24 protein-coding genes are annotated in these 22,817 nt (G+C 69.3%); 11 read left to right on the top strand and 13 right to left on the bottom strand.

Annotated elements, in window-relative coordinates; genetic code table 11:
- The first annotated feature begins 121 nt into the window (after positions 1–121).
- Entirely contained in the window at positions 122–724 is a 603-nt protein-coding gene (locus tag L0977_RS18545) for a sel1 repeat family protein (protein WP_234266350.1), read from the top strand.
- A gap of 72 nt (positions 725–796) precedes the next feature.
- The gene (locus tag L0977_RS18540) at positions 797–1,639 is read left to right on the top strand and encodes a CsgG/HfaB family protein (protein ID WP_234266349.1); all 843 of its coding nucleotides are present in this window, start codon (positions 797–799) and stop codon (positions 1,637–1,639) included.
- Positions 1,640–1,789: 150 nt separating this feature from the next.
- On the opposite strand, the gene L0977_RS18535 is transcribed toward L0977_RS18540, so the two are convergent.
- From L0977_RS18535 to mnmG, 6 genes are all read right to left on the bottom strand, one after another.
- A complete protein-coding gene (locus tag L0977_RS18535; protein WP_234266348.1) occupies positions 1,790–2,710 on the bottom strand; it encodes a ParB/RepB/Spo0J family partition protein in 921 nt (306 codons plus the stop codon).
- 2 nt (positions 2,711–2,712) lie between these two features.
- Positions 2,713–3,261: an RBBP9/YdeN family alpha/beta hydrolase gene (locus L0977_RS18530; protein WP_234266347.1), complete on the bottom strand. Its 549-nt coding sequence runs from the start codon at positions 3,259–3,261 to the stop codon at positions 2,713–2,715.
- Positions 3,262–3,285: 24 nt separating this feature from the next.
- Positions 3,286–4,056, bottom strand: a complete 771-nt coding sequence (locus L0977_RS18525) for a ParA family protein (RefSeq protein ID WP_234266346.1) — start codon at positions 4,054–4,056, stop codon at positions 3,286–3,288.
- Positions 4,057–4,076: 20 nt separating this feature from the next.
- Entirely contained in the window at positions 4,077–4,691 is a 615-nt protein-coding gene (locus L0977_RS18520) for a LysE family transporter (RefSeq protein WP_234266345.1), read from the bottom strand.
- A 486-nt stretch (positions 4,692–5,177) separates the two neighbouring features.
- Complete coding sequence (gene rsmG / locus L0977_RS18515) at positions 5,178–5,954, bottom strand: 16S rRNA (guanine(527)-N(7))-methyltransferase RsmG (protein WP_234266344.1); 777 nt, start codon at positions 5,952–5,954, stop codon at positions 5,178–5,180.
- Positions 5,951–7,948, bottom strand: a complete 1,998-nt coding sequence (mnmG, locus tag L0977_RS18510) for a tRNA uridine-5-carboxymethylaminomethyl(34) synthesis enzyme MnmG (protein ID WP_234266343.1) — start codon at positions 7,946–7,948, stop codon at positions 5,951–5,953. Before mnmG ends, rsmG begins: the two co-directional genes overlap by 4 nt.
- Before the next feature lie 135 nt (positions 7,949–8,083).
- Here mnmG and L0977_RS18505 point away from each other — a divergent pair, with 135 nt between their 5' ends.
- From L0977_RS18505 to L0977_RS18485, 5 genes are read left to right on the top strand one after another with little or no spacing between them, the layout of a single operon-like run.
- A complete protein-coding gene (locus L0977_RS18505) occupies positions 8,084–8,671 on the top strand; it encodes a Crp/Fnr family transcriptional regulator (RefSeq protein WP_234266342.1) in 588 nt (195 codons plus the stop codon).
- 54 nt (positions 8,672–8,725) lie between these two features.
- Positions 8,726–9,628, top strand: coding sequence for a DUF6920 family protein (locus tag L0977_RS18500; RefSeq protein ID WP_234266341.1), 903 nt, complete (start codon positions 8,726–8,728; stop codon positions 9,626–9,628).
- Between the two features lie 13 nt (positions 9,629–9,641).
- The gene (locus tag L0977_RS18495) at positions 9,642–10,187 is read left to right on the top strand and encodes a DUF1772 domain-containing protein (RefSeq protein WP_234266340.1); all 546 of its coding nucleotides are present in this window, start codon (positions 9,642–9,644) and stop codon (positions 10,185–10,187) included.
- The gene (locus L0977_RS18490) at positions 10,184–10,819 is read left to right on the top strand and encodes a LysE family translocator (RefSeq protein WP_234266339.1); all 636 of its coding nucleotides are present in this window, start codon (positions 10,184–10,186) and stop codon (positions 10,817–10,819) included. The genes L0977_RS18495 and L0977_RS18490 overlap by 4 nt, the downstream gene beginning before the upstream one ends.
- Positions 10,820–10,865: 46 nt before the next feature.
- Positions 10,866–11,456 (top strand): NADPH-dependent FMN reductase, encoded by a 591-nt coding sequence (locus L0977_RS18485; RefSeq protein WP_234266338.1) that lies wholly within the window; start codon positions 10,866–10,868, stop codon positions 11,454–11,456.
- 26 nt (positions 11,457–11,482) lie between these two features.
- Here the strand turns inward: L0977_RS18485 and L0977_RS18480 are convergent, their stop codons facing one another.
- Both L0977_RS18480 and mprF read right to left on the bottom strand, forming a co-directional pair.
- On the bottom strand, positions 11,483–12,877 hold the full coding sequence (locus L0977_RS18480) for an AcvB/VirJ family lysyl-phosphatidylglycerol hydrolase (protein ID WP_234266337.1): 1,395 nt from the start codon (positions 12,875–12,877) through the stop codon (positions 11,483–11,485).
- Positions 12,874–15,468 carry a bifunctional lysylphosphatidylglycerol flippase/synthetase MprF gene (gene mprF / locus L0977_RS18475; RefSeq protein ID WP_234266336.1) on the bottom strand — a complete coding sequence of 865 codons (2,595 nt, stop codon included), beginning with the start codon at positions 15,466–15,468 and terminating at the stop codon, positions 12,874–12,876. The genes L0977_RS18480 and mprF overlap by 4 nt, the downstream gene beginning before the upstream one ends.
- Positions 15,469–15,519: 51 nt before the next feature.
- On the opposite strand from mprF, the gene L0977_RS18470 reads away from it, so the two are divergent.
- Positions 15,520–15,792 (top strand): YkgJ family cysteine cluster protein, encoded by a 273-nt coding sequence (locus tag L0977_RS18470; protein WP_234266335.1) that lies wholly within the window; start codon positions 15,520–15,522, stop codon positions 15,790–15,792.
- Positions 15,793–15,987: 195 nt separating this feature from the next.
- Here L0977_RS18470 and L0977_RS18465 read toward each other — a convergent pair whose 3' ends face one another.
- From L0977_RS18465 to L0977_RS18455, 3 genes are all read right to left on the bottom strand, one after another.
- Positions 15,988–16,560: a YceI family protein gene (locus L0977_RS18465; RefSeq protein ID WP_234266334.1), complete on the bottom strand. Its 573-nt coding sequence runs from the start codon at positions 16,558–16,560 to the stop codon at positions 15,988–15,990.
- 140 nt (positions 16,561–16,700) lie between these two features.
- On the bottom strand, positions 16,701–17,270 hold the full coding sequence (locus tag L0977_RS18460; protein ID WP_234266333.1) for a YceI family protein: 570 nt from the start codon (positions 17,268–17,270) through the stop codon (positions 16,701–16,703).
- Positions 17,271–17,292: 22 nt separating this feature from the next.
- Entirely contained in the window at positions 17,293–17,847 is a 555-nt protein-coding gene (locus L0977_RS18455; RefSeq protein WP_234266332.1) for a cytochrome b, read from the bottom strand.
- A 151-nt stretch (positions 17,848–17,998) separates the two neighbouring features.
- Between L0977_RS18455 and L0977_RS18450 the strand changes: the two genes are divergently transcribed.
- The 3 genes from L0977_RS18450 (at position 17,999) to L0977_RS18440 (ending at position 19,985) form a co-directional block, all read left to right on the top strand.
- Entirely contained in the window at positions 17,999–18,664 is a 666-nt protein-coding gene (locus tag L0977_RS18450) for a Crp/Fnr family transcriptional regulator (protein WP_234266331.1), read from the top strand.
- A gap of 173 nt (positions 18,665–18,837) precedes the next feature.
- Entirely contained in the window at positions 18,838–19,026 is a 189-nt protein-coding gene (locus L0977_RS18445; protein WP_234266330.1) for a YgaP family membrane protein, read from the top strand.
- A 185-nt stretch (positions 19,027–19,211) separates the two neighbouring features.
- The gene (locus L0977_RS18440) at positions 19,212–19,985 is read left to right on the top strand and encodes a class II aldolase/adducin family protein (protein WP_234266329.1); all 774 of its coding nucleotides are present in this window, start codon (positions 19,212–19,214) and stop codon (positions 19,983–19,985) included.
- Between the two features lie 84 nt (positions 19,986–20,069).
- On the opposite strand, the gene L0977_RS18435 is transcribed toward L0977_RS18440, so the two are convergent.
- Both L0977_RS18435 and gabT read right to left on the bottom strand, forming a co-directional pair.
- On the bottom strand, positions 20,070–21,410 hold the full coding sequence (locus L0977_RS18435) for a type III glutamate--ammonia ligase (RefSeq protein ID WP_234266328.1): 1,341 nt from the start codon (positions 21,408–21,410) through the stop codon (positions 20,070–20,072).
- A 65-nt stretch (positions 21,411–21,475) separates the two neighbouring features.
- Entirely contained in the window at positions 21,476–22,762 is a 1,287-nt protein-coding gene (gabT, locus tag L0977_RS18430) for a 4-aminobutyrate--2-oxoglutarate transaminase (protein WP_234266356.1), read from the bottom strand.
- Between the last annotated feature and the right edge of the window lie 55 nt (positions 22,763–22,817).

Genomic DNA, 22,817 nt, shown 5'->3' with positions numbered 1-22,817 from the left:
CCTCCAGCCCTTACAACTTGTAGCAGACCCGACCGGCAGAAGCGCGGCGCCTTTGGGATTTCCCGGAGGCGCCATGTATACTTTTTTAGGTTTCAGGGAAGGAAGCGCCCAAGGAGGTGATATGCGCCGCGTTCTGTCCATCTTGTCATTGGCTGCCATGTCCGTCGCCGGCTGCGCCACGCAGACGGCTGCCGAGCAGACCGCGCCCCAGCAGCCGACCGTGCGCATCTGCAACAGCCAGGGCTGTGCCGATCAGGCCCGCGAAACCGCCACGTTCCAGGGTACGCCCACCGACCCCGAGGCCGAGCGCCGCCTCCAGGCCCTGACCAGCCTCGCCGAACAGAACCCCAAAGCCGCCTACGACCTGGGCCTGCGCCTGCTGCGCGGCGATGGTGTGGAGCGCAACAGCTTCCAGGCCATCGAATGGCTGCGCAAGGCCGGCGACGGAGGCCATGTGGAAGCCCAGTACGCCCTGGGCCGCCTGTACCTGCTGGGCTTCGAAGAAATGGGCTCCGACCCGGCCGAGGCCGAAGCCTGGCTGACCCGCGCCGCCGGCAAAGGGCACAAGGGTGCCCGCCAGCTCATCCCCGAGGCGCAGGCCGCCAAAAAGGACGAGCAGCGGCTCTACCGCATCCGCGAGGCCTATCGCAAATCCTGGGGCACCTGGTACAGCGGCGCCCCTTACTACTGGGTCTGGGGCCCCGCAGGCTGGTACCTGCGCTGACGCGCCGCCGCTGGCGCTGCCCCGTTGCCCTCTCCGTCCGATTTCGTTCGTCAAGCAAGAGAAAGCCTATCCATGTCCAAGACCTCTACTTCCCTCCGCTGGGCTGCGCTGGCAGCTTCCCTGGCCCTGGCCGGCTGCGTCACGCCCGGCGGCGGTGGCATCGTCTCCACCGGCACCAACGCCACCGCAGCCACCGGCGCAGCCGGCGGCGCCACCAGCGTGAACGCCAACAGCACCCTGCAACGCTGTGATGCGCCGCTGGGCACGCTGGCCGTGGACGATGGTCGCGGCAAGGAGTGGTATGCCTCCTTCGGCCGGGAAACCCAGGTCACCAACATCGAACCGCTGATCCGGCTGGCGGTGCAGCAGTCCAACTGCTTCGTGATCACCTCCATCGGCAACAACCGCACCGAAAGCAAGCTCAGCGGCATCACCGACAAGCAGCGCAATTCGGGCGAGTTCCGCGCCGGCTCCAACCAGCAGAAGGGCCAGCGCGTCGCGGCCGACTACTACCTGGAGCCCGCGATCATCATCGACAACGAAGCCACCGGCGGCATCGCTGCCGGCCTGGGTGGCCTGCTGGGCAGCCGCAACCGCAACCTGGCGGCCCTGGCCGGCTCGGTCGAGAGCAAGGCTTCCGTCGTGACCCTGACCATGTTCGACATCCGCTCGGGTGTGCAGATCGCCATCTCCGAAGGCAACTCCACCGCCACCAACTGGGGCGCCGCCCTGGGCGCCTTCGGCCCCAGCGCCGGTGGCACGCTCGGCGGCTTCTCGCGCACCCCGGCCGGCAAGGCCACGGTGGCCGCGTTCACCGACGCCTACAACAACATGGTGATCTCGCTGCGCAACTACAAGGCGCAGGAAGTCAAGGGCGGGCTGGGCCGTGGCGGCCAGCTCAAGGTGGGGAACTAAGCGCCCCCCTGCGCCGCTGCGCGGCTTCCCCCCTAGGGGGGACAACGCTGGCGGCCCGGCAGAGCCGGTTCCGCGGCGTTCTGGACGCTGGCGCGACGCCATCAAAAAGGCCTCCACCTGGAGGCCTTTTTCTTTGGGCTTGCCCGCGGCTCAGCGCTCGTTTCTGAGCTTGTCGATCAGACCGTTGAGTTCGTCCAGCGAGCCGAACTGGATCGCGAGTTCGCCCATCTCCTCGACCCGGCCGTGGCGCTTGACGCGCTTCTTGACCCGGACCTCGACCTCGGCCGTCAGCAGGTCGGACAGCTCCTCTTCCACCCGGCGGATGTCGCGCGACTTTTCCTTCTTGGGTTTTTGCGGCACCAGATTGAATTCGGCGCCGATCTTCTTGACCAGGTTCTCGGCCTCGCGCACCGACAGCTTCTTGGCCGCGATCTGGTTGCCGGCCGTGATCTGGGCCGCCTTGTCCAGTGCCAGCAGCGCGCGCGCGTGGCCCATGTCGATGTCACCCGCCATCAGCATGGTCTGCACCGGCTCGGCCAGTTGCAGCAGGCGCAGCAGGTTCGACGCCGCCGAGCGCGAGCGGCCCACGGCCTGCGCCGCCTGCTCGTGCGTCAGGCCGAATTCCTTGACCAAGCGCTGCAGGCCCTGCGCCTCTTCCAGCGGGTTCAGGTCTTCGCGCTGGATGTTCTCGATCAACGCCATCGCGGCCGCCGCCTCGTTGGGCACGTCGCGCACCAGCACCGGCACCTCGGTCAGGCCGGCCAGCTTCGAGGCGCGGAAACGGCGCTCGCCCGCGATGATTTCGTACTTGCCCGCATGCGGCCCATCGGCCAGCTTGCGCACCAGGATGGGCTGCATGATGCCCTGCGCCTTGATGCTCTCGGCCAGTTCGTAGAGCGCGCCCTCGTCCATGCGCGTGCGCGGCTGGTAGACGCCGGCCACCATCTGGTCCAGCGGCAACTGGCTGGGCGTGCCCTCGGCAGCGGGCGCGGCGGCGGCGCCCTCTGCCACCTTGGGGCCCAGCAGGGCTTCGAGTCCGCGGCCGAGGCCCTTGGGTTTCTTGGTGACCATGGTCAGTTGTCTTTCGGGTTCGTCAGTTCGGTCAGCCAGGCCCGCCCTTCGGGCCAGTCGCCCAGGCCGGACTCGGCGTTGATGTGGCCGCATTCGCCGCAGTCGATGAAATGCGCGCCCCAGCTCTGGGCCAGCGACTGGGCTTTCTCGAAGCCGCAATACGGGTCGTTGCGGCTGCCGGCCAGGATGCCGGGGAACGGCAAGCGGTCGCGCACGATGGGGGCCCAGCTCGGCAGCAGTGGCCGCAGTTCGTCGCGCTCCGGATCCCCGGGAGCCACCAGCAGCGCGCCCTGTACACGGGCGGTACTGCGCGAGACCTGGGCCCAGGCGGCGGTGAGGATGCAGCCCAGGCTGTGGGCCACCAGCACCACCGGGCCGTCGCAACCGAGGATCACGTCTTCCAGCCGGGCAATCCAGTCGCCCCGGCGCGGGGTCATCCAGTCGTGTTGGTCCACCCGCCGGTAGCCGTACAGAACTTCCCAGCGGCTTTGCCAGTGTTCGGGACCACTGCTCTGCCAGCCGGGAAGGATCAGGACATTTTCAGGTTTCATGGAGCCTTTAGAGAAAGCAGGCGCTCACATCGATTGAATGCGCTCAACCATCTCGGTGGCAAAGGCCACGAAGGCCTGGCTGCCGCGCGCCGACGGGTCGAACACCACGCCGGGCAGGCCGTAGCTGGGCGCCTCGGCCAGGCGCACGTTGCGCGGGATGACGCTGTTGAACACCTTGTCGCCAAAGTGGGCCTTGAGCTGGTCGCTGACCTGCTGCTGCAGCGTGATGCGCGGGTCGAACATGACGCGCAGCAGGCCGATGATCTGCAGGTCCTTGTTGAGGTTGGCGTGCACCTGCTTGATGGTATTGACCAGGTCGGTCAGGCCTTCCAGCGCGAAGTACTCGCACTGCATGGGCACGATCACGCCGTGCGCCGAGCACAGGCCATTGAGGGTGAGCATGCTCAGAGAGGGCGGGCAGTCGATGAGCACGAAGTCGTAGTCGGCGTCGACCGCGGCGAGCGCGGTTTTCAGGCGCTGGTCGCGCCGTTCCAGTTCGACCAGTTCAACCTCGGCACCCGCCAGTTCGCGGTTGGCGCCGAGCACGTGGTAGCCGCACTTGTCCGCGAGGATGGCGGCCTCGGCCACGGTGGCCGACTCCAGCAGCACGTCGTAGACCGAGAGCGCCATGCTGCGCTTGTCCACACCCGAACCCATGGTGGCGTTGCCCTGCGGGTCGAGATCGACCATCAGCACACGCTGCCCGATCTTGGCCAGCCCGGCGGCCAGGTTGACGGTGGTGGTGGTCTTGCCGACGCCGCCCTTCTGGTTGGCGATACAAAAAATCTTGGCCATCGTGTCAAACCCCGGTCTGCTTATTTGGAGATGGCCAGCTTGACGCCAAACCCAATGAGGAAGACGCCGGCCAGCTTGTTCAGTGCTTGGGTGATGCGCGGGTTGGCGCGCATGCGTTCGGCCAGAAAGTGGGTGAGCAGGACGGCGGTCAAGCCATAGAGAAACGTCAGAACCGCGACGGTGGCCGCCATGGCGCCGAAGGTGATCAGGCCCTGGTGGCGGGCCGGGTCGACGAAGAGCGGGAAGAAGGCCATGTAGAAGACGATGGCCTTGGGGTTGAGCAGGGTGATGGTGAGGGCCTGCTGGAGGAACTGGCTGGGGCGGATGTTGAGGATGGGCGCATCGCCGGGTTTGGCGGTGAGCATCTTGAAGCCGAGCCAGGCGAGGTAGGCGGCGCCGGCCCATTGCACGAAGGCAAAGGCGGCCGGGTAGGCGGCGAGCAGTGCAGCCACGCCGGCGACGGCGGCCCACATCAGAACCTGGTCGCCAGCGATGACGCCGAAGGTGGCAGCCATGCCGCCCCGGATACCGCCTTTGCCAGTGGAGGTGATGAGGGCCAGGTTGCCCGGGCCGGGGATGGCGAGGAACAGAACGATGGCGGCGACGAAGGCGCCGTAGTCAGCAATGCCGAACATGGAGGCTCTCTGGGGATGTGCAGACGGTCGAGTTTACGTGAGGGGTGTTTTCTTTCGGCTGGCTTTGTGGTTTGAGTTCCGCTTGTTTCGCTCAACTGTTGCTTCTGAGGGGGCTGCGTCGCGTGACTGGGCTCTGGTCCAGCTCGCGGTCTGATGGGTCTGAGCGCTTGCGTTGCCTCGTCAACGCCGGGCCTATGCGCCGCCAAGTGGGCAACCGCGAATCGTCCCGCCGCCCATCCACACGCCACAGCCCCCTCCAGCAAGACCCGGACGAACCAGCGGTGGTGCACCCGCGTTGCAGCTCACAGGCCGTTGGCGATGTGCGCGGGCGCAGGCCCCATTCGCGGTTGCCCTCAAGGCGACGGACCGGCCCAGGGTTGACGAGAAGGTTTCTACGGACCCATCGACCAGCCCGCAAGCGTGGGCCGGAGAACGCGCACATCGCCAATGGCCTGGCGCGAGGTCAATGAGCGAAATACACCGAACTCAAGAGACAGCAGGCCGCAGCCAGACAATGCACCGCTCAGCCTCCAGCCCCGGCACCTTCAACTGTTCCACGTGAAACACCGACACCTCGGCCGGCAGCACCGCCAGTTCGTCCACCGGGTGTTTGCCCTTCATCGCCATCCACACCGCCCCCGGCTTGAGCGCCGCCCGCGACCAGGTGGTGAAGTCCACCAGCGAAGCAAAGGCCCGCGAACAGACCACGTCGTACCCGCCGCCCTCCTCCGCTTTCAGCGATTCGACCCGCGCATGAATCCCTCGCAGGTTCGGCAGCTTCAGCGACGCGGCCACCTGCTGGATGAAGGTTGCCTTTTTGAGCACCGTGTCCACGCAGTGCACCTCGATCTGCGGACAGGTGATGGCAATCACCACACCCGGCAAGCCGCCCCCCGAGCCCACGTCGAGAAGCCGAATGGGCGCGCCCCCCGCTCCACCGCTCTGCGGGTCGCTGCCCCAAGACCGGGAAGGGCCCTGGTCTTCGCCGAGTCCAGGGGCTGTTTCACCTTGGGGCGGCCCGGCGGCGAAACCTGGCTGCGCCCCTATCTGCCGCAGCAGCGGCGGAATGGCCGCCAGGCTGTCGAGCAGGTGGTGCGTCAGCATTTCCTGCGGGTCGCGCACTGCCGTCAGGTTGTAGACCTTGTTCCACTTGGCGATCAGGTCCTGGTAGGCCAGCAACTGGTCCACCTGGGCCTCGGACAGATTCAGCCCGAGTTCGCGCAGCCCGGCTTCCAGCGCCGGCTTCAGATTCGCGGCGCTCATGCGTTCTGGGTTTCCGCGGTGCGGGCGAAACCCTTGAAGCCACCCTTCTTCAGGTGAATCATCAGCAAGGAAATGCTGGCCGGGGTGATGCCAGAGATGCGCGAGGCCTGGCCCAGCGTTTCCGGTCGGTGCTTGGCCAGCTTCTGCCGCGCCTCGAAGGACAGGGCCGTGACCTGGGCGTAGTCCAGATCGGGCGGCAGCTTCAGGTGCTCGTAGTGCGCAGCGCGTTCCACCTCGTCCTTCTGCCGGTCGATGTAGCCCGAGTACTTGGCGGCGATCTCCACCTGCTCCACCACCGCGTCGTGCAGCTCGCCCAGTGTTTCACGTGAAACCACGGGACGGGCGTCGGCGTCATCCGCCTTGGTGGCAGGCGCCCAGCGCCCTTCGCCCATGCCCATCAGTTCCGGGTACGACACGCCCGGCCGGCGCAGCAGATCGAACAGGTTGTATTCGCGCTCAATGGCCTTGCCCAGCACCCGCTCGGATTCGGCCGCCTCCAGGATGCGCGGATTCACCCAGGTGGATTTCAGACGCTCTGTTTCACGTGAAACCGCGTCGCGCTTGCGGCTGAAGGCGTCCCAGCGGGCGTCATCCACCAGCCCCATCACCCGGCCCTGCTCGGTCAGGCGCATGTCGGCGTTGTCCTCCCGCAGCTGCAGGCGGAACTCGGCCCGGCTGGTGAACATGCGATAGGGCTCGGTCACGCCCTGGGTCACCAGGTCGTCGACCAGCACCCCCAGGTAGGCCTCGTCGCGGCGCGGCAGCCAGGCGTCTTTGCCCTGGCACTGCAGCGCAGCATTCAGGCCGGCGAACAGGCCCTGGGCCGCCGCCTCTTCATAGCCGGTGGTGCCGTTGATCTGACCGGCGAAGAACAGGCCCTGGATCTGCTTCGTCTCGAAGCTGGCCTTGAGCGAACGCGGGTCGAAGTAGTCGTACTCGATGGCATAACCCGGGCGCAGGATGTGGGCGTTTTCCAGCCCCGGCATGCTGCGCACCAGCGCGTACTGGATGTCGAACGGCAGGCTGGTGCTGATGCCGTTGGGGTAGACCTCGTGCGTGGTCAGGCCCTCGGGCTCCAGGAAGATCTGGTGGCTGTCTTTGTCGGCGAAGCGATTGATCTTGTCTTCCACGCTGGGGCAATAGCGCGGGCCCACGCCCTCGATCTTGCCGGTGAACATGGGGCTGCGGTCGAAGCCGGAGCGAATGATCTCGTGCGTGCGGGCGTTGGTGTGGGTGATCCAGCAGGGAATCTGGCGCGGGTGCATGGACGTGTGGCCCATGAAGCTGAACACCGGCACCGGCCCGTCGGGATTCAGGCCACCGGGCACGCCGTCGCCGGGCTGCTCGGTGCATTTGGACCAGTCAATCGTTCGGCCGTCGATGCGCGGCGGCGTGCCGGTTTTCAGGCGGCCTTGCGGCAGCTTGAGCTCCTTCAGCCGTGCGGACAGGGACACGGCCGGCGGATCGCCCGCCCGGCCCGCCGCGTAGTTGTTCAGGCCGACGTGGATCTTGCCGTCCAGGAAGGTGCCCGCCGTCAGCACCACGGTGCGGCTGCGGAAGCGGATGCCGACCTGCGTCACCGCGCCGACGACCCGGTCGCCTTCCACCATCAGGTCGTCCACCGCCTGCTGGAACAGCCAGAGGTTGGGCTGGTTCTCCAGCATGCGGCGGATCGCGGCCTTGTACAGGATGCGGTCGGCCTGGGCGCGGGTGGCGCGCACAGCCGGACCCTTGCTGCTGTTGAGGATGCGGAACTGGATGCCGCCCTCGTCCGTGGCCAGCGCCATCGCCCCGCCCAGCGCGTCCACCTCTTTGACCAGATGGCCCTTGCCGATGCCGCCGATGCTGGGGTTGCAGCTCATCTGGCCCAGCGTCTCGATGTTGTGGGTGAGCAGCAGCGTGGCGCAGCCCATGCGCGCGGCGGCCAACGCGGCTTCGGTGCCGGCATGGCCACCGCCAACGACGATGACGTCAAATTCCTGTGGGTACAACATGAGGGTGCTCCAGGGCGGCGGCGATCCCAGCCAGCCCGACAATGCAAAGACTGTTTCACGTGAAACAGTGGCGGCAGGCCTGCCCCGGCCCGCGCGAACCCGTTATTGTCCCATCAAGCCCCGGCGCCTGCAGACATGCCCCCAGTCCCCCACCCCTTGATCGAGCACCTGAGTGCCGCGCTCGGCCCACTGCCGCCAGCGGCGGCAGCCCTGTGCCGGCAGGCGCAGCCGGTCGCCCTGGCCAAAGGCCAAGCCCTGCTGCACGAGGGCGGGCACTGGCAACATCTCTGGTGGCTGGAGCGCGGGGCCTTGCGCCTGTATTACCTCGACCGCGACGGCCAGGCCGCCAACAAGAACTTCTATCTCGCCGGTGCCCTGGTCTGGCCGATCACCCCGGCGCTGCGCGAGCTGCCGGTGCACTTCTGGGTCGAGGCGCTGGAACCGAGCCAGGTCTGGGCCCTGCCTTGGGACAGCTGGGCCACCGCCACCGCAGGCTTCGCCCCCTGGCAGGCGCTGGAACACCGCGTGCTTGCCGCCCTGCTGCAAGACAAGATGGCGCGCGAACACGCCTTCCTGCAACTGACCGCCACCGAACGCTACCTGGCCCTGCGGACCGAACACCCGGACTGGCTCGCCCGCATCCCGCTGCGCCAGCTCGCCTCCTGGCTGGGCATCACCGATGTGGCGCTCTCGCGCATCCGGCGGCGACTGAACCCGGGTTAAGGCGCCACCGCGCCGCCAGGCTCACAGTGGTGGCTCCCCCCCAAGGAGCACACCATGCCGCCATCCCAGAACCCCCTCCCCCCGGCCCGTCTCTGGCCAAGGCGGTTGCTCCTGGCCGCGGTCCTGCTGAGTGCGGGCACCACCGCCGTGCTGGGAGTTGCGCACTGGCGCACCGAGGCGCAGATCCAGCAACACCACCAGCGGGTGCTGGCCGCCGCACAGATCGCCACGCCAACGGGCGAGGCGCGACCAGTCCCCTGGCCCGAGGCACTGCGCGACCTCCCGGCACCGGTGCAACGCTATCTCCGGTTCGCCTTTCCCGGCGGACCGGTGCCTGGACACGCCGTGCAGTTCACCATGGAGGGGCAGTTCCGCCGCCCCGGCAGCGAGCGCTTTCACCCGACCAGCGCCCACCAGACCGCCGGCATCCGGGTACCGGCCTTGATGTTCGATGCCCGCACACCGGTGGCCCCCGGCGTCTGGGCCCGCGCCTGGGACGCTTATGTCGACGGCCGCATGGAGATGAAGGCCCGCATCCTTTCGGCGCTCACCGTGGTCAACGAAACCGGCTCGCCCCAGCTCGACCGCATCTCTCTGCGCCGCTGGTTGCTCGAAAGCCCGACCTACCCGCAGGCCCTGCTGCCCGGCGGGGCGATCCACTGGGAGCCCGTGGACACAGACAGTGCGCGGGCCGTGGTCAGCCACCGGGGCCAGACCGTGGGCATGCGCGTGCGCTTTGGCCCAGACGGCGGCATCGCCTCGATGGCCGCAGAGGAGGACGGCGACCTCGGCACGCCCTATCACGGCTCGGGCGAACACGTCCGCCGCAGCGACTACCAGCTCATCGGCGGGGTCCGCATCCCCACCCGCTTCGTCATCTCGCGCGCCGCCCGGGGCCAGATTCTCCCGTTCTGGGACGGCCGGATCACCCAATGGCAGTTGCTCACCCAGCCCTGAACCGCCGCCCACCATGCACCCAACCGCCCACCCCAGGCCGTCATCGCCGAATACCCTCTCGCTTGCCGCCCAGCTGCTGGCCGTGCTGCTGCTGGGCCTGATGGCCGGCTTCTTCGCCACCTACAGCGCCAACGTCAACCTCGCCACGCTCGAACTCGACGGCCCGACCTATGCACAGGTGCAGTCGGCGTTCAACCGGAACGTGCGGCATGCCGGGTTCTTCGTCTGCTTCTTCGGTCCGGTGCCACTGGGTCTGCTGGCGCTCGCCATGGCCTGGTCCGAACGGCCCAGCGCCTGGTGGCGGCTGCTGGCGCTGACCGTGCTGGCCTACGCGCTGGGCATCGTGCTGTTCACGCGGGAGGTCAACCTGCCCCTCAACCACCTCACCGAATCGTGGACCGCGGCCAACCTGCCGCCCGACTGGGCCGACGTGCGCCACGCCTGGAACCGGGCCAACCTGTGGCGCAGCGGCCTGAGCCTGGCGCTGTTCGTGGGCGGCCTGTGCACCTTGGTGCTGCGCCTGCAGCGTCCTTCACCCCCCAAGAAGCCACGCCCATGAACGACTCCATGCTCCTGTTTTCGACGCTGGCCCTGGTCACGGTGGCCACACCCGGCCCCACCACCCTGCTGGCGCTGAACCATGGCGCGCGCCACGGGGTGGGCGCGGCCCTGCCCGGTGTGGGCGGTGCGGTGCTGTCGGACGCGGTGCTCATCGCCGCCGTGGCCGCCGGACTGGGCAGCCTGCTCGCCACCTCGGCCGCCGCCTTTGAGCTGCTGCGCTGGACCGGTGTGGCCTACCTGGCCTGGCTGGGCTGGCGCCTGCTGCACGCGCAGGAAGCCGCATCAGCCCCTCATGACGAAGCCACCGCCGCCACCCGCCGCGAACGCCCCGCCGCCGTGTTCCGCCGCAGCTTCACCGTCGCCGTCACCAACCCGAAGGGCTACCTGTTCTTCTCGGCCCTCCTGCCCTCCTTCACAAACCCCAACGAACCGCTGGGGCCGCAGTACACGCTGCTGGCGGTGGTGTTCGCCGGCGTCGACGGCGCGGTGCTGCTCGGGTACGCGCTGGCGGGTGCGGCGGGTGCCCGCCGTTTCGGGGCGGGAGCCCAGCGGCGGATCGACCAGGCCAGCGGCCTGGCACTGTTGGTGCTGGCCGGCGGCATGGCGCTGTGGAGGCGGGATGCGCCCTAGACCCCACGCAGGAATCCTGCGCGACCCGGCTGCCACAATGCCCCGCATGAACACCCCCACCCCCCTCCTCGTCTTCTCCGGCAGCACCCGCGCCGACTCCCTCAACCGCAAGCTGGCCAAAGCCACGGCCGATCTGGCCACGGCTGCAGGCGCCCAGGTCACGCTGCTCGACCTCTCGGACTTCGACCTGCCGATCTACAACGGCGACCTCGAAGCCCAGGGCACGCCGGCCGACGTGATCCGCTTCAAGCAGGCGCTGCACGCCCACCCGGCCTGGATCATCAGCACACCCGAATACAACGGCGGCTATCCGGCCCTGCTCAAGAACGCGCTGGACTGGGCCTCGCGACCGGTCGCCGGCAACGACGAATGGGCCAACGGCCTGAAGCCGTTCGCGGGCAAGGTTGTGGGCCTGCTGGCCGCGTCCCCCGGCGGACTGGGCGGCATCAGCAGCCTGTCGCACCTGACCCCCATGCTCATGAAGCTGCAGTGCTGGACAACCCCGAAGCAGTTCGCGCTGGCCAAGGCCCACGAGGCTTTTGACGCCAATGGCCAGTTGGCGTCGGCAGGCGCCCGCCAGGGCGTGCAGGCGGTGATCGACCAGGTGCTCTGGGCCGCCCCCCGCCTGGCCGCCTGAAGCCCTGGCCGCTCGGGGCCGCTTCGTCAGCGGCTGCGCCGCAGGACCTGGTCGGCCAGGCCGTCGTAGTCGCCACCGAAATGGTGGTCGCCCTTGAGCGGCACCTGCGTGATCTGTCCAGCCGGCAGGTTCGGGCAGATCGCCTCGCGGTCGCTGGTGCCGTAGATGCAGGTCGCGTTCGCCACCGTGAAGCCGCTGCCCAGCTCGGGCGCCACCGGAAACCCTTTGGTGTCGCGCGAAACCCAGTTGGTCAGCCGGAACTCGAACGACGCCCGCTCACCCGGCCCGAGCAGCACGGTCTGTGCCACCAGGGTGCGGGCCGCCGCCGGCAGGCGGTTGACGGCAAAAGGCAGCACGTCGGCGCCCTGCGAATAACCGATCAGCACCACCCGGGTCTTTTTCCACTGCCGCGCGTAGGCCCGGATGGTGCGCCCCAGATCGTCGGCAAAGCCCTGCGGCGTGCGCGCCGACCAGAAGTACCGCAGCGAATCCCAACCCACCACCGGCAACCCCCGGGCTGCCAGCAGCGTGGCCACGCGTTTGTCCAGCCCGGCCCAACCGCCGTCGCCCGAGACCAGGATCGCGAAGGCATCGGACAGTGCCGACGACGGCACTTCGACCAGCGGCAGATCACCCACCTCGGCCCCGGCTTCGGCGCTCAGCCGCGCCGTCGTCACCTCGGTCGCCATGCGCCGGTAGGCCACCTGGAAGCTGGCCAGCCCGGCCGGCGCGGCCAGCACGTCGTCGCCGACGCCCGGCACGCTGACCCAGTGGCTGCTCGGCACCTTGGCCACGAAGGCCTGGGTCGCCGCCACCGGGCAGACCCGGTCGGCCGCACCGTGCAGCGCCAGCCAGGGTGTCCGCATCGCCTCATCCGGCAAGAGAGCAAGCGCTGACTTTTCTTTGATCACCTGAAAATGCGTGCCTTCGCCCTTGCACAGCGGCTTGGTCAGCGGCAGGCTGGGGCAGAAACCGATCGACACAGCACCGGAAAAGGTGCCCTCGGGCGCCTGCGCCGCCATGGCGTAGGCCAGCGAACCGCCGGCGCCCACGCCCACCGCCACTGGCGGAAAGTAGGCCGGCAGGCGCGCATAACCTTGCACGAAGCGCGAGAGGTTTTCCACGTCGCCTTCGGGCACCACACAGCCGCCACCGTCCTGGTTGAAGTTGGCCAGCAGCGCCGGCGTGTCGATCGCGGCCACCACCGCGCCGGTGTCCAGCAGCACCTGGGCCGCCGGGCCGGGGCCCTGCGGCCCCCAACCGCCCTCGCCCGAAAACAGCAGGGCCACGGTCTTGACCTCGCCCGGCGGGCGGTAAAGCTGCACGTTCTTGAACCGGCCGTGCGACAGGGTTTCCTGCGCCACGGCGGGCTGCAGGGCCACGACCAGCAGCAGCGACCCCAGCCATCCAACCATCTTCATTTGCTCACCACCCGCCGCCAGCCGCCCGCGATCAGCGCGGCGGTGTCGGACAACACCAGAAAAGGGGCCAGGCCGCCCGGAGCGGCCAGGTAACGGGGCTCCCAGAGCGGGTCGAACTTTTCCTTGAACGCCCGCAACCCCTGGAAGTTGTAGAAATTTTCGCCGTGATTGAACAGCAGCCGGCCCAGGCGCTGCCAGCCCGGTGCCAGCCGGTGGCCGGCCATGCCCGACAGCGGCACCATGCCCAGGTTGAAGCACGCCACACCCTGCGCTTTCAGCTGCAGGATGATCTGCGTGAACAGGAAGTCCATGGTGGTCTTGGGTGCGTCGCGCCGCTGGCGCATCAGGTCCACGGCGGCCTCGGCGGCCTGCCCGGTCACCAGCAGGGTGGCGAAGGCCACGATCCGGCCCTCGTGCCGCACCACGGCCACCGGCTGGCGCTCCACATAGCCGCGCTCGAAGGCGCCGAGCGAAAACGCCTTTTCCGCCGCCTGGTGCTGGCCCAGCCAGTCGTCCGACACCGCCTGCAGCGCGTCGAACACCGGCCCCGCTGCGCCCGCCGGCAGCCATTCGAAGGCCAGCCCGTCGCGCTGCGCGCGGGCCACGCCGTGGCGCAGGTTGGCGCGGCGCTTGCCCTCCAGGCTGAAGCTGGCCAGGTCCACGCTGGCGCATTCGCCCAGCTTGTAGACGCGCAGCCCGGCGTCCAGATAGACCGGCAGCGCCTGCGGCCGCACCTGGTAGAAGGCCGGGCGCCCGCCCGATTCGCGCGCCAGCTCCACGAAGCGCCACACCAGCTCCGGCCAGGCCTCGCGCGGACCGACCGGATCGTACAGCGCCACCCACGAACGGCCCTTGCGCGCGTACATCAGAAAAGCCTGGCCCGACTCGGCGAACAGCAGGCTCTTGTCGCCCATCAGCGCCAGCCCGGCGCCGGCGCTGTCCTGCGCCGCCACGATGGCCTGGGCCTGCGCCAGGGCCGCCGCGTCGGGGCGCGCCAGCGGCGGCGGCGCGCGGTGCAGCAGGTGCGCCAGCGCCACGCACAGCGTCAGCAGCGCCACCGCCACCATGGCGCGCAGCGAGCGCGGGGCGTAGGCGTCGAACTCGAACTGCCACCAGACCTGGTCGGCATAGGGCACGTCGCGGTAGACGAAAAACAGCAGCGCGGCCACGGCGCCGACCACCGCCGCCACCGCCAGCAGCCAGCCGCGCGAAAACGCCAGCGAGAACAGCGCCGCGCGCCGGTTGAAGTGGCGGCGCGAGAGCGCCAGCGACACGGCCAGCAATCCCAGCAGCACCGCCTCCGACACCGCGATGCCCTTGGGCAGGCACAGCACCAGGCTGGCCAGCGCCAGCACCAGCCCGGCCCACCAGGCCACGTCCAGCCGCAGCAGCATGCCGCGCGCCACGAACAGCAGCGCCAGCCCGATCACGCTGCCCAGGAAATGCGCCGCCTCCACCACCGGCAGCGGCATGAAGCGCTGCAGGTGCGCGGTGGCGTCTTCGGTGGCGGGCGTCACCCCCGATACCAGCAGCAGCACCCCGATCACGAAGGTGAAGGCCGACAGCAGCAGGGGCGAGAGCGCCGCCGCCGCGCGCACCAGCGGCGTGGCCGCCCCGCGCCGCCACGACGCGGCCACCAGCAGCAGCAAAGCCAGGGCCAGCGGCAGCAGGTGGTAGATCACGCGGTACAGCACCAGCGCGCCCACCAGCTGGTCGGCCGGCACCTGCTTGCCCAGCGCCAGCAGCAGCACGGCCTCGAACACGCCCAGGCCGCCCGGCACGTGGCTGATCACGCCCACCGCAATCGCCAGCGCGTAAAAGCCCACGAAGGTGGGAAAGGCCACCGACCCGGCCGGCAGCAGCACCCACAGCGCGGCGGCGGCGGCCGTGACGTCCAGCGCCGAAATCAGCAGCTGCTGCATCGCCAGCGAAGCGCTGGGCAGTCGCACCGACCAGCCGCGCAGTTTCCAGGTGCCGCCGCGCCAGAAAGCGCCGAGCGCCGCGGCGGCGACCAGCAGCGTCACCACCCCGGCCGCACGCAGCAGATCGGGCGGCCAGCCCAGCAGGTCGGCCACCGCACCGGCGCGCCAGACCAGGGCCGCCGCGCCCACCACCGCGATGCCGGCGGTGAACCCCACCGCGTTGAAGGCGATCACGCGCGAGATCTGCCCAGCCTCCAGCCCCGCCGCGCCGTACAGCCGCAGGCGCACCGCACCGCCCGTGAGCACGCCCAGGCCCACGGTGTTGGACAGCGCGTAGGCGATGAACGAGGTCTGTGCCACCACGCGGTACGGCAGGCGCGCACCGGCGTACTGCAGCGCGGAGCGGTCGTACAGCGTGAGCGCCAGGAAGCTCAGCCCGGTGGCCAGCACCGACGCCAGCAGTACCCCGGCCGGCGTGGCCCGGGCGGCGGCCACCACCGCGCCGTAGCTCAGCTCGGTCATGACCTTGTGCGCCGCTTCCACCAGCAGCGCGGCCAGCAGCAGGGCCAGGGCCAGGCCCAGCCAGAAACGCCAGCGGGTAAGCCGCGCGGTCAGCGCCTCGGGGGCCGGCATCGCGGGCAAGGGAACAACAGAACGGTCGGCGGGCATGGCACCTCAGAAAACGACACCGCCGGTGTCCCGACGGCCGACAATCTTGCCATGTCTTCCCCCGAAAAACCGGTATGCCGCCCCGGCTGTGGGGCCTGCTGCATCGCCCCGTCGATCAGCAGCCCGATGCCCGGCTGGCCCGAGGGAAAGCCGGCCGGTGTCCCCTGTCCGCACCTGGACGAGGCCCTGCGCTGCCGCCTCTTCGGCCGGCCCGAACGGCCGGCGGTGTGCGGCTCGCTGCCTCCCAGCCGCGAGATGTGCGGCGACACGCGCGAACACGCCCTGCACTTCCTGCAGCATCTGGAACAGGCCACCCGGCCGTGAACGCCCTGGCGAGCGTCCGACAAAGACCTCCAGCGCCACCGACGCAACAAGGCCCGCCAGAGCGGGCCTTGAGCAAACGACACGCAGGCGCGCAACAGCCCCGGCGGGTACACGCCGTGGAACCGGCTCCGCCGGGCCACAGGCGGGGTCCCCCCGCGCAGCAGGGGGGAAGCCGCGACAGCGGCGCAGGGGGGCTTACTGCTTCACCGCCTCGACCTGCATCACGATGCGCACGTTCTTCGGGAAGCCCCAGTCCACCCCGTAGTTCACGCCGAAAGCGGTGCGATCGATGGTGGTCTCGAAGTCGCCGCCGCAGACTTCGCGCTTGAGCATCGGGCTGTCGTAGCAGGCGAACTGGTTGGCCTTCAGCGTCACGGGCTGGGTCTTGTCCAGCAGCGTCAGGTTGCCTTCCACCGCGCTGACCTTGTCACCGGTGAAGACGAACTTGGTCGAGACGAAGCGGGCCTTCGGGAATTTTTCGGCGTTCAGGATCTCGGCGCTGGCCAGGTGCTTGTCGAACATGGGCGTGCCGGAGTTCACCGACGCCACGTCGAAGCTGATGTCCACCGCGCCGGTCTTGGCGGCCTTGTCGAAGCTGATCTTGCCGTCCTTCTTGTCGAAGCGGCCGCGGTTGGTGGTCGCGCCGAAGTGGCCGATCTCGAAGGTCGCGAAGGTGTGCGTCGGGTCGATCGCGTACTCGGCGGCCTGGGCGAAACCGGTGGTGGACAGCACGGCCGTGGCGGCCAGCAGGGACAGGGAACGGCGCATGGAAAGCACTCCTTGATTGCGGTTGAAAAGAAACAAAAGCCCCGGAAGGCGTGACTGACATCGAGGGCCCCGTGGAACTGGCTTTGCCGGGCCACCAGGGCCGCCCCCCTCAGGGGGAAGACGCGGAGCGGCGCAGGGGGTTACAGCTTGCCCACGCCGGTCAGGGCGATCTTGAACTTCACCTGCACCTCGTCGGCCACCATCGAGGTGTCGGCCCACTCCTTCTCGCCGATGCGGAAGGCCAGGCGCTTGATCGGGAACGCGCCCGTGGCCACGGTGGTGGCGCCGTTCTGTGCCAGCGTCACGGGCACCACCACGTCGCTGCTCACGCCCTTGATGCTGAGCTTGCCGGCCACTTCGTACTGGGTGGCGCCCAGGCGCTTGATGCTGCTGGACTGGAACGTGGCCTTGGGAAACTGCGCCACGTTGAACCACACCGCCTTGGGCATTTCGGCATTCGCCTCGCGGCCGATGTCGGCGCTGCCGGTGTCGACGGTGAACGCAATGCTGCTCGACGCCGGCTTGGCCGGGTCGAACGCCACCTGGGCGCTGAAGCTCTTGAACTTGCCGTCCACCGGCACGCCCATCTGGCGGCTGGTGAAACTGATCTCGCTCTGCGCCGGCACCAGCGCCTGCTGGGCCTGGGCAATCAGCGGTGCGAAGGCGGCGGCCGCCAGGGCCAGGGAAGACAGGAAGCGGGTAGGCATCATCAAAAATCCTCCAGAAAACGGGTCAGCGCGGGCTCATGCGGGACAGCAGCCCATCGCGGTCGATGAAGTGGTGCTTGAGCGCACCGGCCACGTGCAGCAGCACCAGCGCCGCCATCGCAAAGGCCGACAGCTTGTGCCAGGGCTTGATCGCCTCGGCCAGCGTCTCGCTCACCGGCACGAAATCGGGCAGCGGCAGCACGCCGAACAGCACGATGGAAAAACCGGCCGCCGAGCTGTACGCCCAGCCCAGCAGCGGCACGGCAAAAAACAGCACGTACAGGCCATGGTGCGTGGCGTGGTGGGCCAGTCGCTGCCAGGGCGGCATGGCCGCCTCGACCACCATCGGCAGGTGGGGCGGGCGGTGCGTCAGGCGCCAGAACAGGCGTACGAATGACAGCGTCAGGATCACCACCCCGGCCCACTTGTGCCAGTTGTAGAGCTTCAGGCGCTGCGGCGAAAACGGCAGGCCCGTCATGTACAGCCCGACGACAAAGGCGCCGATCAGCGCCAGGCCCAGCAGCCAGTGCAGCGCGATGGCCAGGGTGCTGTAACGCGTGCGGGTAGCGGGCGAATTCATGCGGCGCAGTTTAGGGAAAACCCCTGCACGCCAGAGCGCACGCGCTTGAATCCGGTATTCAAAAAATTCGAATGAACCAACCCGTCTCATTCGGATCGCAGACCACCATGGCCGGCACCTTCAGCGCCCGCCCGCTGCCTACAATGGCCGCATGTCCACCGCCCCCAACGCCACCGATGCCGCGTCCCTGATCGCGCTCTACCCAGCCCTGTCGGGGCTGCCGGCGCTGGCCGGGCAACTGCCCCTGCTGCAGGTGCCGGCCGGCACCGTGCTGTTCCGCGAAGGCGACGCCTGCCAGGGCTTCCCCATGGTCGTCAGCGGCGAGGTCAAGGTCTGCCGCAGTGCCCCCAACGGCCGCGAACTGGAGCTCTACCGCGTGCAACCCGGCCAGTTGTGCCTGGTGTCCTCGGCCGCGCTGTTCGGCGGCGAAGCGCTGGGCGCGCGCGGCACCACCACCGCCCACGCCACCCTGGCCCTGCTGCGACCGGCGGACTTCCAGGCCGCGCTGGCCGACCCCGAGTTCCGCCAGTTCGTGCTCGGGCTGTACGCCTCGCGCATGGCCGAGCTGACCGCGCTGATCGAAGCCGTCGCCTTCCAGCGGCTCGACAGCCGCCTGGCCGCCACCCTGCTCGGCCACGGCACCCAGGTCCGCGCCACCCACCAGGCCCTGGCCGACGAACTGGGCACCGTGCGCGAAATCGTCACCCGGCTGCTGCACCGCTTTGAACGCGAGGGGCTGGTCGAACTCTCGCGCGAATGCATCACCATCCGCGACAGCGCCGCGCTGCGCGAGGTGGCACAGGGGGCGGGGCGCTGAGGTGAGCGGCGGGCGACCCAACGCCGTGTGACCGCAGTCACAGACCCTTGCCGCCCCGTCCCCTTCCAATACACCCGACCCCGGCCCGCCGGGCTGTGGTGGCTGAAGCCGCCGTTGGCACAACGCCGCAGCATCGGTCGGCCATAGCCCATTTTTTCAGAAGGAAGCTGAACATGACCAAGAACGTTGGCGGTATCGACCGCACCCTGCGCATCGTCATCGGCCTGGCCCTGATCGCGGCAGCGGCCACCGGCACCGTGGGCCTGTGGGGCTACATCGGCGTGGTGCCGCTGCTCACCGGCCTGATCGGCTGGTGCCCGCCCTACGCGATCCTGGGCTTCAACACCTGCAAAGCCAAGTAACCCCCCTGCGCCGCTCGCGGCGTCCCCTGAGGGCATCACGTGCGGCCCGGCAAAGCCGGTCCCGCCGTGATCGCTGGACAAGGCCCGTCGCGGCGGTCTGTCCACATTGGGACAGCGTGCCTCCCGTCTCCGCGCGACCATGTCGCGCACAGCCGCGCGCCCCGACGCGGTGCAGGAGACACGGCATGCTCGATATCCCCTCGCTCCAAGGCTCGGTCAGTGCCGAAGAGTGGCAATTGCGCTGCGACCTCGCGGCCTGCTACCGGCTCGTGGCCGCCTACGGCTGGTCCGACCTGGTGTTCACCCACATCAGCGCCAAGCTGCCCGACAGCGTCACAGGCGGCGAGCACCAGTTCCTGATCAACCCCTACGGCCTGATGTTCGACGAGATCACGGCGTCCAGCCTGGTCAAGGTCGACATGGCGTGCAACAAGCTGCACGACTCGCCCTTCCCCGTCAACCCGGCTGGCTTCGTGATCCACAGCGCGGTGCACGAGGCGCGGCCCGAGGTGCAGTGCGTGCTGCACACCCACACCCGCGCGGGCGTGGCGGTCAGCGCGCAGAAGGCCGGCATCCTGCCCATCAGCCAGCAAAGCACCTTCGTGCTGGCCTCGCTGGCGTACCACGACTACGAGGGCGTGGCCTTCCGCCCCGACGAGAAGCCGCGCCTGCAGGCCGACCTCGGCAGCGCCAACTTCCTGGTGCTGCGCAACCACGGCCTGCTGACCGTGGGCAGCTCGATCCCCGACGCTTTTCTCTCGATGTACACCTTCGAGAACACCTGCCGCATCCAGATCGACGCGCTGGCGGGTGGCGGTGAACTCACCCCGGTAGACCCGCGCATCCTCGCCGGCATGGCCGAGGTGATGAAGATCGCGACCGCCGGTCAGGGCGCGATGCTGGCCTGGCCGGCGCTGCTGCGCAAGCTGGACCGCGCGGACGCTTCCTACAAGACCTGAGGGGTCGGCCTGGATGCCCGCGGACGCGGGCATGACGGACGCGGGAGCCGGTCGGAGGCGCCGGGCGGGCGCTGTCGCTGCGGCTCAGAACGCGTCGGCGTAGCGCTGCTGCTCCCAGTCGCTCACCTGCTGCGCGTAGGCGTCCCACTCGGCCTGTTTGAGCGCCAGGAACTGGTCGCAGAAGGCGGTGCCCACCGCGTCGCGCAGCGTGTCGTCGGCGCGCAGGGCCGCACAGGCGGCGTGCAGATCGCGCGGCAGGCGCGGCGGCAGGGGCCCACCATCGGCGTGGCGCTGATAGAGATCGTCGTCGCAGGCTTCGGGGGCGGGCAACGCGCGGTGAATACCGTCCAGCCCGGCGGCCAGCGTGGCCGCCAGCGCGGCGTAGACGTTGCACGACGCGTCGGGCAGGCGCCATTCCAGCCGGCCCTCCACGGTGCGCAGCACGCAGGTGCGGTTGTTTTCGCCCACGGCCTTCCACACCGGCGACCAGGTCGTGCCCGAGGCGCTGTCGCTCACCGCCAGGCGCTTGTAGCTGTTGACGGTGGGCGCGCACAGCGCGGCCAGCGCGTCGCCGTGGTCCAGCAGGCCGGCGGCAAACCGCAGGCCGGTGGTGCTCAGGCCCATGGGGCCGGCCGGATCGGCCATCACCGCGTGGCCTTGGGCGTCGGTCAGGCTGATGTGGCAATGCAGGCCGCTGCCAGGCGCGTGCGCCAGCGGCTTGGGCATGCCCGAGAACACCGCGCCGTGCTGCGCGGCCACGCTGTGCGCGGTGAGCTTGAAGAGCTGGAAGCGGTCGGCCGCGGCCAGCGCCTCGTCGTGCCGGTAGTTGATCTCGTACTGCCCGGTCGCGTCCTCGTGGTCCATCTGCTGCAGCGCGAAACCGAGCGCGGCCAGGTGGCGGCGCATGTCGTCGAGGAAACCGTGGTTGCGCACCAGGGCCTTGAGGTCGTACGAGGGTTTGCCCAGCCGGTCTTCGCCATCGGCCACCTGCCAGCGGCCGTCGGCACCGCGCCGCAGCAGAAAGAACTCGGGCTCGATGCCGACGTGGAAGGTCCAGCCGCGTTCGCGCAGGCGTGCCAGCTGGCGCCGCAGCATCTGGCGCGAGCAGGTGGCCAGCGGTTCGCCGCCCGCAAAGCCGTCGCACACGGCGTGCGCCACGCCCGGCAGCCAGGGCAGCGGGCGCAGGCTTTCGGGCTGCACACGGCCGAAGTACTCGCTGCGCGCGCCCATGCGCGGCAGGCCGGTGCCCCAGATGCTGGGGCCGGCAAAGCCGGCGCCCGTGGTCACGGCGGCGGGCAGGCCATCGAGCGGCACCAGCTTGCCCTTGGGCACGCCGTGCAGGTCGGTGAAGGTGGTCATCACCGAATGGATGCCCTGCGCCTGCAGGGCCCGCATCTGGTCGTTCAGGTCGGCGGCAGCGCTCATGGGCATCCGTTCAGCCAGTGGCACAAAAAAGCCGGGACAGGGCCCGGCTGGTGAGGGTCGGGCGATCAGCCCAGCGCTTCGGCCAGCGCGGCGTCCAGGATGCCCAGCGCCTCGTCGAAGACGGTGTCTTCGATGGTCAGCGGGAACAGGAAGCGGATCACGTTGCCGTACACGCCGCAGGTCAGCAGCAGCAGGCCGCGCCGGAGCGCTGCCGTCTGCACCGCCTTGGTCAGGTCAGCATCGGGCGCGCCACTGACGTCGGTGAATTCGCAGGCCACCATGGCGCCCAGGCCGCGCACGTCGCGGATGCGCGGGCGCCGGGCCTGCTGCGCCTTCAGGTGCACCACCAGCTTGTCGCCCAGCACCTGGGCGCGTTCGGGCAGCTTTTCCTCGGCCATCACGTCGAGCACGGCATGGGCCGCCGCAACGGCCAGCGGGTGGCCGGCGTAGGTGCCGCCCAGCCCCCCCGGCGCGGGCGCGTCCATCACCGCCTGCCGCCCCGACACCGCCGACAGCGTGGTGCCGCCGGCCAGGCTCTTGGCCATGGTCATCAGATCGGGCTGGACACCGAAGTGCTCCATGGCGAACAGCTTGCCGGTGCGGCCATAGCCGGTCTGCACCTCGTCGGCGATCAGCAGGATGCCATGCTGGTCGCACAGCGCGCGCAGCCACTGTGCCGCCTCGCGGCTGATGGGGTTGAAGCCGCCCTCGCCCTGCACCGGCTCGAAGATGATGGCCGCCACGCGCGAGGGTTCGATGTCGCACTTGAACACCTGCTCCATCGCCTTCTGCGTTTCGGCCAGCGAGGCGCCTTCAGCCGGGAACGGCACGTGGTAGATCTCGGGCGGGAACGGGCCGAAGCCGACCTTGTAGGGCACGACCTTGCCGGTCAGCGCGACCGAGAACAGGCTGCGGCCGTGGAAGGCCGCGCCGAAGGCGATCACGCCGCTGCGGCCGGTGGCGCTGCGCGCGATCTTGATGGCGTTTTCCACCGCCTCGGCGCCGGTGGAGAAGAACGCCGTCTTGGCCGGACCCGCCACGGGCACCAGCGCGTTGATGCGTTCGGCCAGCGTCACGTACTCGGCGTACGGCACCACCTGGTAGCAGCTGTGCGTGAAGCGCTGCAGCTGCGCGGCGATGGCGGCCTGCACCTTGGGGTGCACGTGGCCGGTGTTGAGCACCGCGATACCGCCTGCGAAGTCGATGAAGCGGCGGCCCTCGATGTCCCAGAACTCGGCGTTCTTGGCGTGGTCGATGAAAAAGTCGCCCATCACGCCCACGCCGCGCGGCGTGGCCGCCTGCCGGCGCGCATGCCAGGCGGCGTTGGTGTGATCGGTCTTGAGGTCGTTCATGGCGTTCATGGAAAGCTCCATTCGAAAGAGGGTTTCGTCATGCCCGCGCAGGCGG

Source organism: Hydrogenophaga sp. NFH-34 (assembly GCF_021401345.1).
In the GTDB taxonomy this organism is placed as follows: domain Bacteria; phylum Pseudomonadota; class Gammaproteobacteria; order Burkholderiales; family Burkholderiaceae_C; genus Hydrogenophaga; species Hydrogenophaga electricum.
The sequence above is the reverse complement of the archived record's forward strand: the minus strand, read 5'-3'. Positions and strand labels throughout refer to the sequence as shown.

What these genes read in the sequence shown, in the direction of transcription:
- L0977_RS18545 (WP_234266350.1), top strand. Translation starts at nt 122, where the DNA reads ATGCGCCGCGTTCTGTCCATCTTGTCATTGGCTGCCATGTCCGTCGCC.
- L0977_RS18540 (WP_234266349.1), top strand. Translation starts at nt 797, where the DNA reads ATGTCCAAGACCTCTACTTCCCTCCGCTGGGCTGCGCTGGCAGCTTCC.
- L0977_RS18535 (WP_234266348.1), bottom strand. Translation starts at nt 2,710, where the DNA reads ATGGTCACCAAGAAACCCAAGGGCCTCGGCCGCGGACTCGAAGCCCTG.
- L0977_RS18530 (WP_234266347.1), bottom strand. Translation starts at nt 3,261, where the DNA reads ATGAAACCTGAAAATGTCCTGATCCTTCCCGGCTGGCAGAGCAGTGGT.
- L0977_RS18525 (WP_234266346.1), bottom strand. Translation starts at nt 4,056, where the DNA reads ATGGCCAAGATTTTTTGTATCGCCAACCAGAAGGGCGGCGTCGGCAAG.
- L0977_RS18520 (WP_234266345.1), bottom strand. Translation starts at nt 4,691, where the DNA reads ATGTTCGGCATTGCTGACTACGGCGCCTTCGTCGCCGCCATCGTTCTG.
- rsmG (WP_234266344.1), bottom strand. Translation starts at nt 5,954, where the DNA reads ATGAGCGCCGCGAATCTGAAGCCGGCGCTGGAAGCCGGGCTGCGCGAA.
- mnmG (WP_234266343.1), bottom strand. Translation starts at nt 7,948, where the DNA reads ATGTTGTACCCACAGGAATTTGACGTCATCGTCGTTGGCGGTGGCCAT.
- L0977_RS18505 (WP_234266342.1), top strand. Translation starts at nt 8,084, where the DNA reads ATGCCCCCAGTCCCCCACCCCTTGATCGAGCACCTGAGTGCCGCGCTC.
- L0977_RS18500 (WP_234266341.1), top strand. Translation starts at nt 8,726, where the DNA reads ATGCCGCCATCCCAGAACCCCCTCCCCCCGGCCCGTCTCTGGCCAAGG.
- L0977_RS18495 (WP_234266340.1), top strand. Translation starts at nt 9,642, where the DNA reads ATGCACCCAACCGCCCACCCCAGGCCGTCATCGCCGAATACCCTCTCG.
- L0977_RS18490 (WP_234266339.1), top strand. Translation starts at nt 10,184, where the DNA reads ATGAACGACTCCATGCTCCTGTTTTCGACGCTGGCCCTGGTCACGGTG.
- L0977_RS18485 (WP_234266338.1), top strand. Translation starts at nt 10,866, where the DNA reads ATGAACACCCCCACCCCCCTCCTCGTCTTCTCCGGCAGCACCCGCGCC.
- L0977_RS18480 (WP_234266337.1), bottom strand. Translation starts at nt 12,877, where the DNA reads ATGAAGATGGTTGGATGGCTGGGGTCGCTGCTGCTGGTCGTGGCCCTG.
- mprF (WP_234266336.1), bottom strand. Translation starts at nt 15,468, where the DNA reads ATGCCCGCCGACCGTTCTGTTGTTCCCTTGCCCGCGATGCCGGCCCCC.
- L0977_RS18470 (WP_234266335.1), top strand. Translation starts at nt 15,520, where the DNA reads ATGTCTTCCCCCGAAAAACCGGTATGCCGCCCCGGCTGTGGGGCCTGC.
- L0977_RS18465 (WP_234266334.1), bottom strand. Translation starts at nt 16,560, where the DNA reads ATGCGCCGTTCCCTGTCCCTGCTGGCCGCCACGGCCGTGCTGTCCACC.
- L0977_RS18460 (WP_234266333.1), bottom strand. Translation starts at nt 17,270, where the DNA reads ATGATGCCTACCCGCTTCCTGTCTTCCCTGGCCCTGGCGGCCGCCGCC.
- L0977_RS18455 (WP_234266332.1), bottom strand. Translation starts at nt 17,847, where the DNA reads ATGAATTCGCCCGCTACCCGCACGCGTTACAGCACCCTGGCCATCGCG.
- L0977_RS18450 (WP_234266331.1), top strand. Translation starts at nt 17,999, where the DNA reads ATGTCCACCGCCCCCAACGCCACCGATGCCGCGTCCCTGATCGCGCTC.
- L0977_RS18445 (WP_234266330.1), top strand. Translation starts at nt 18,838, where the DNA reads ATGACCAAGAACGTTGGCGGTATCGACCGCACCCTGCGCATCGTCATC.
- L0977_RS18440 (WP_234266329.1), top strand. Translation starts at nt 19,212, where the DNA reads ATGCTCGATATCCCCTCGCTCCAAGGCTCGGTCAGTGCCGAAGAGTGG.
- L0977_RS18435 (WP_234266328.1), bottom strand. Translation starts at nt 21,410, where the DNA reads ATGAGCGCTGCCGCCGACCTGAACGACCAGATGCGGGCCCTGCAGGCG.
- gabT (WP_234266356.1), bottom strand. Translation starts at nt 22,762, where the DNA reads ATGAACGACCTCAAGACCGATCACACCAACGCCGCCTGGCATGCGCGC.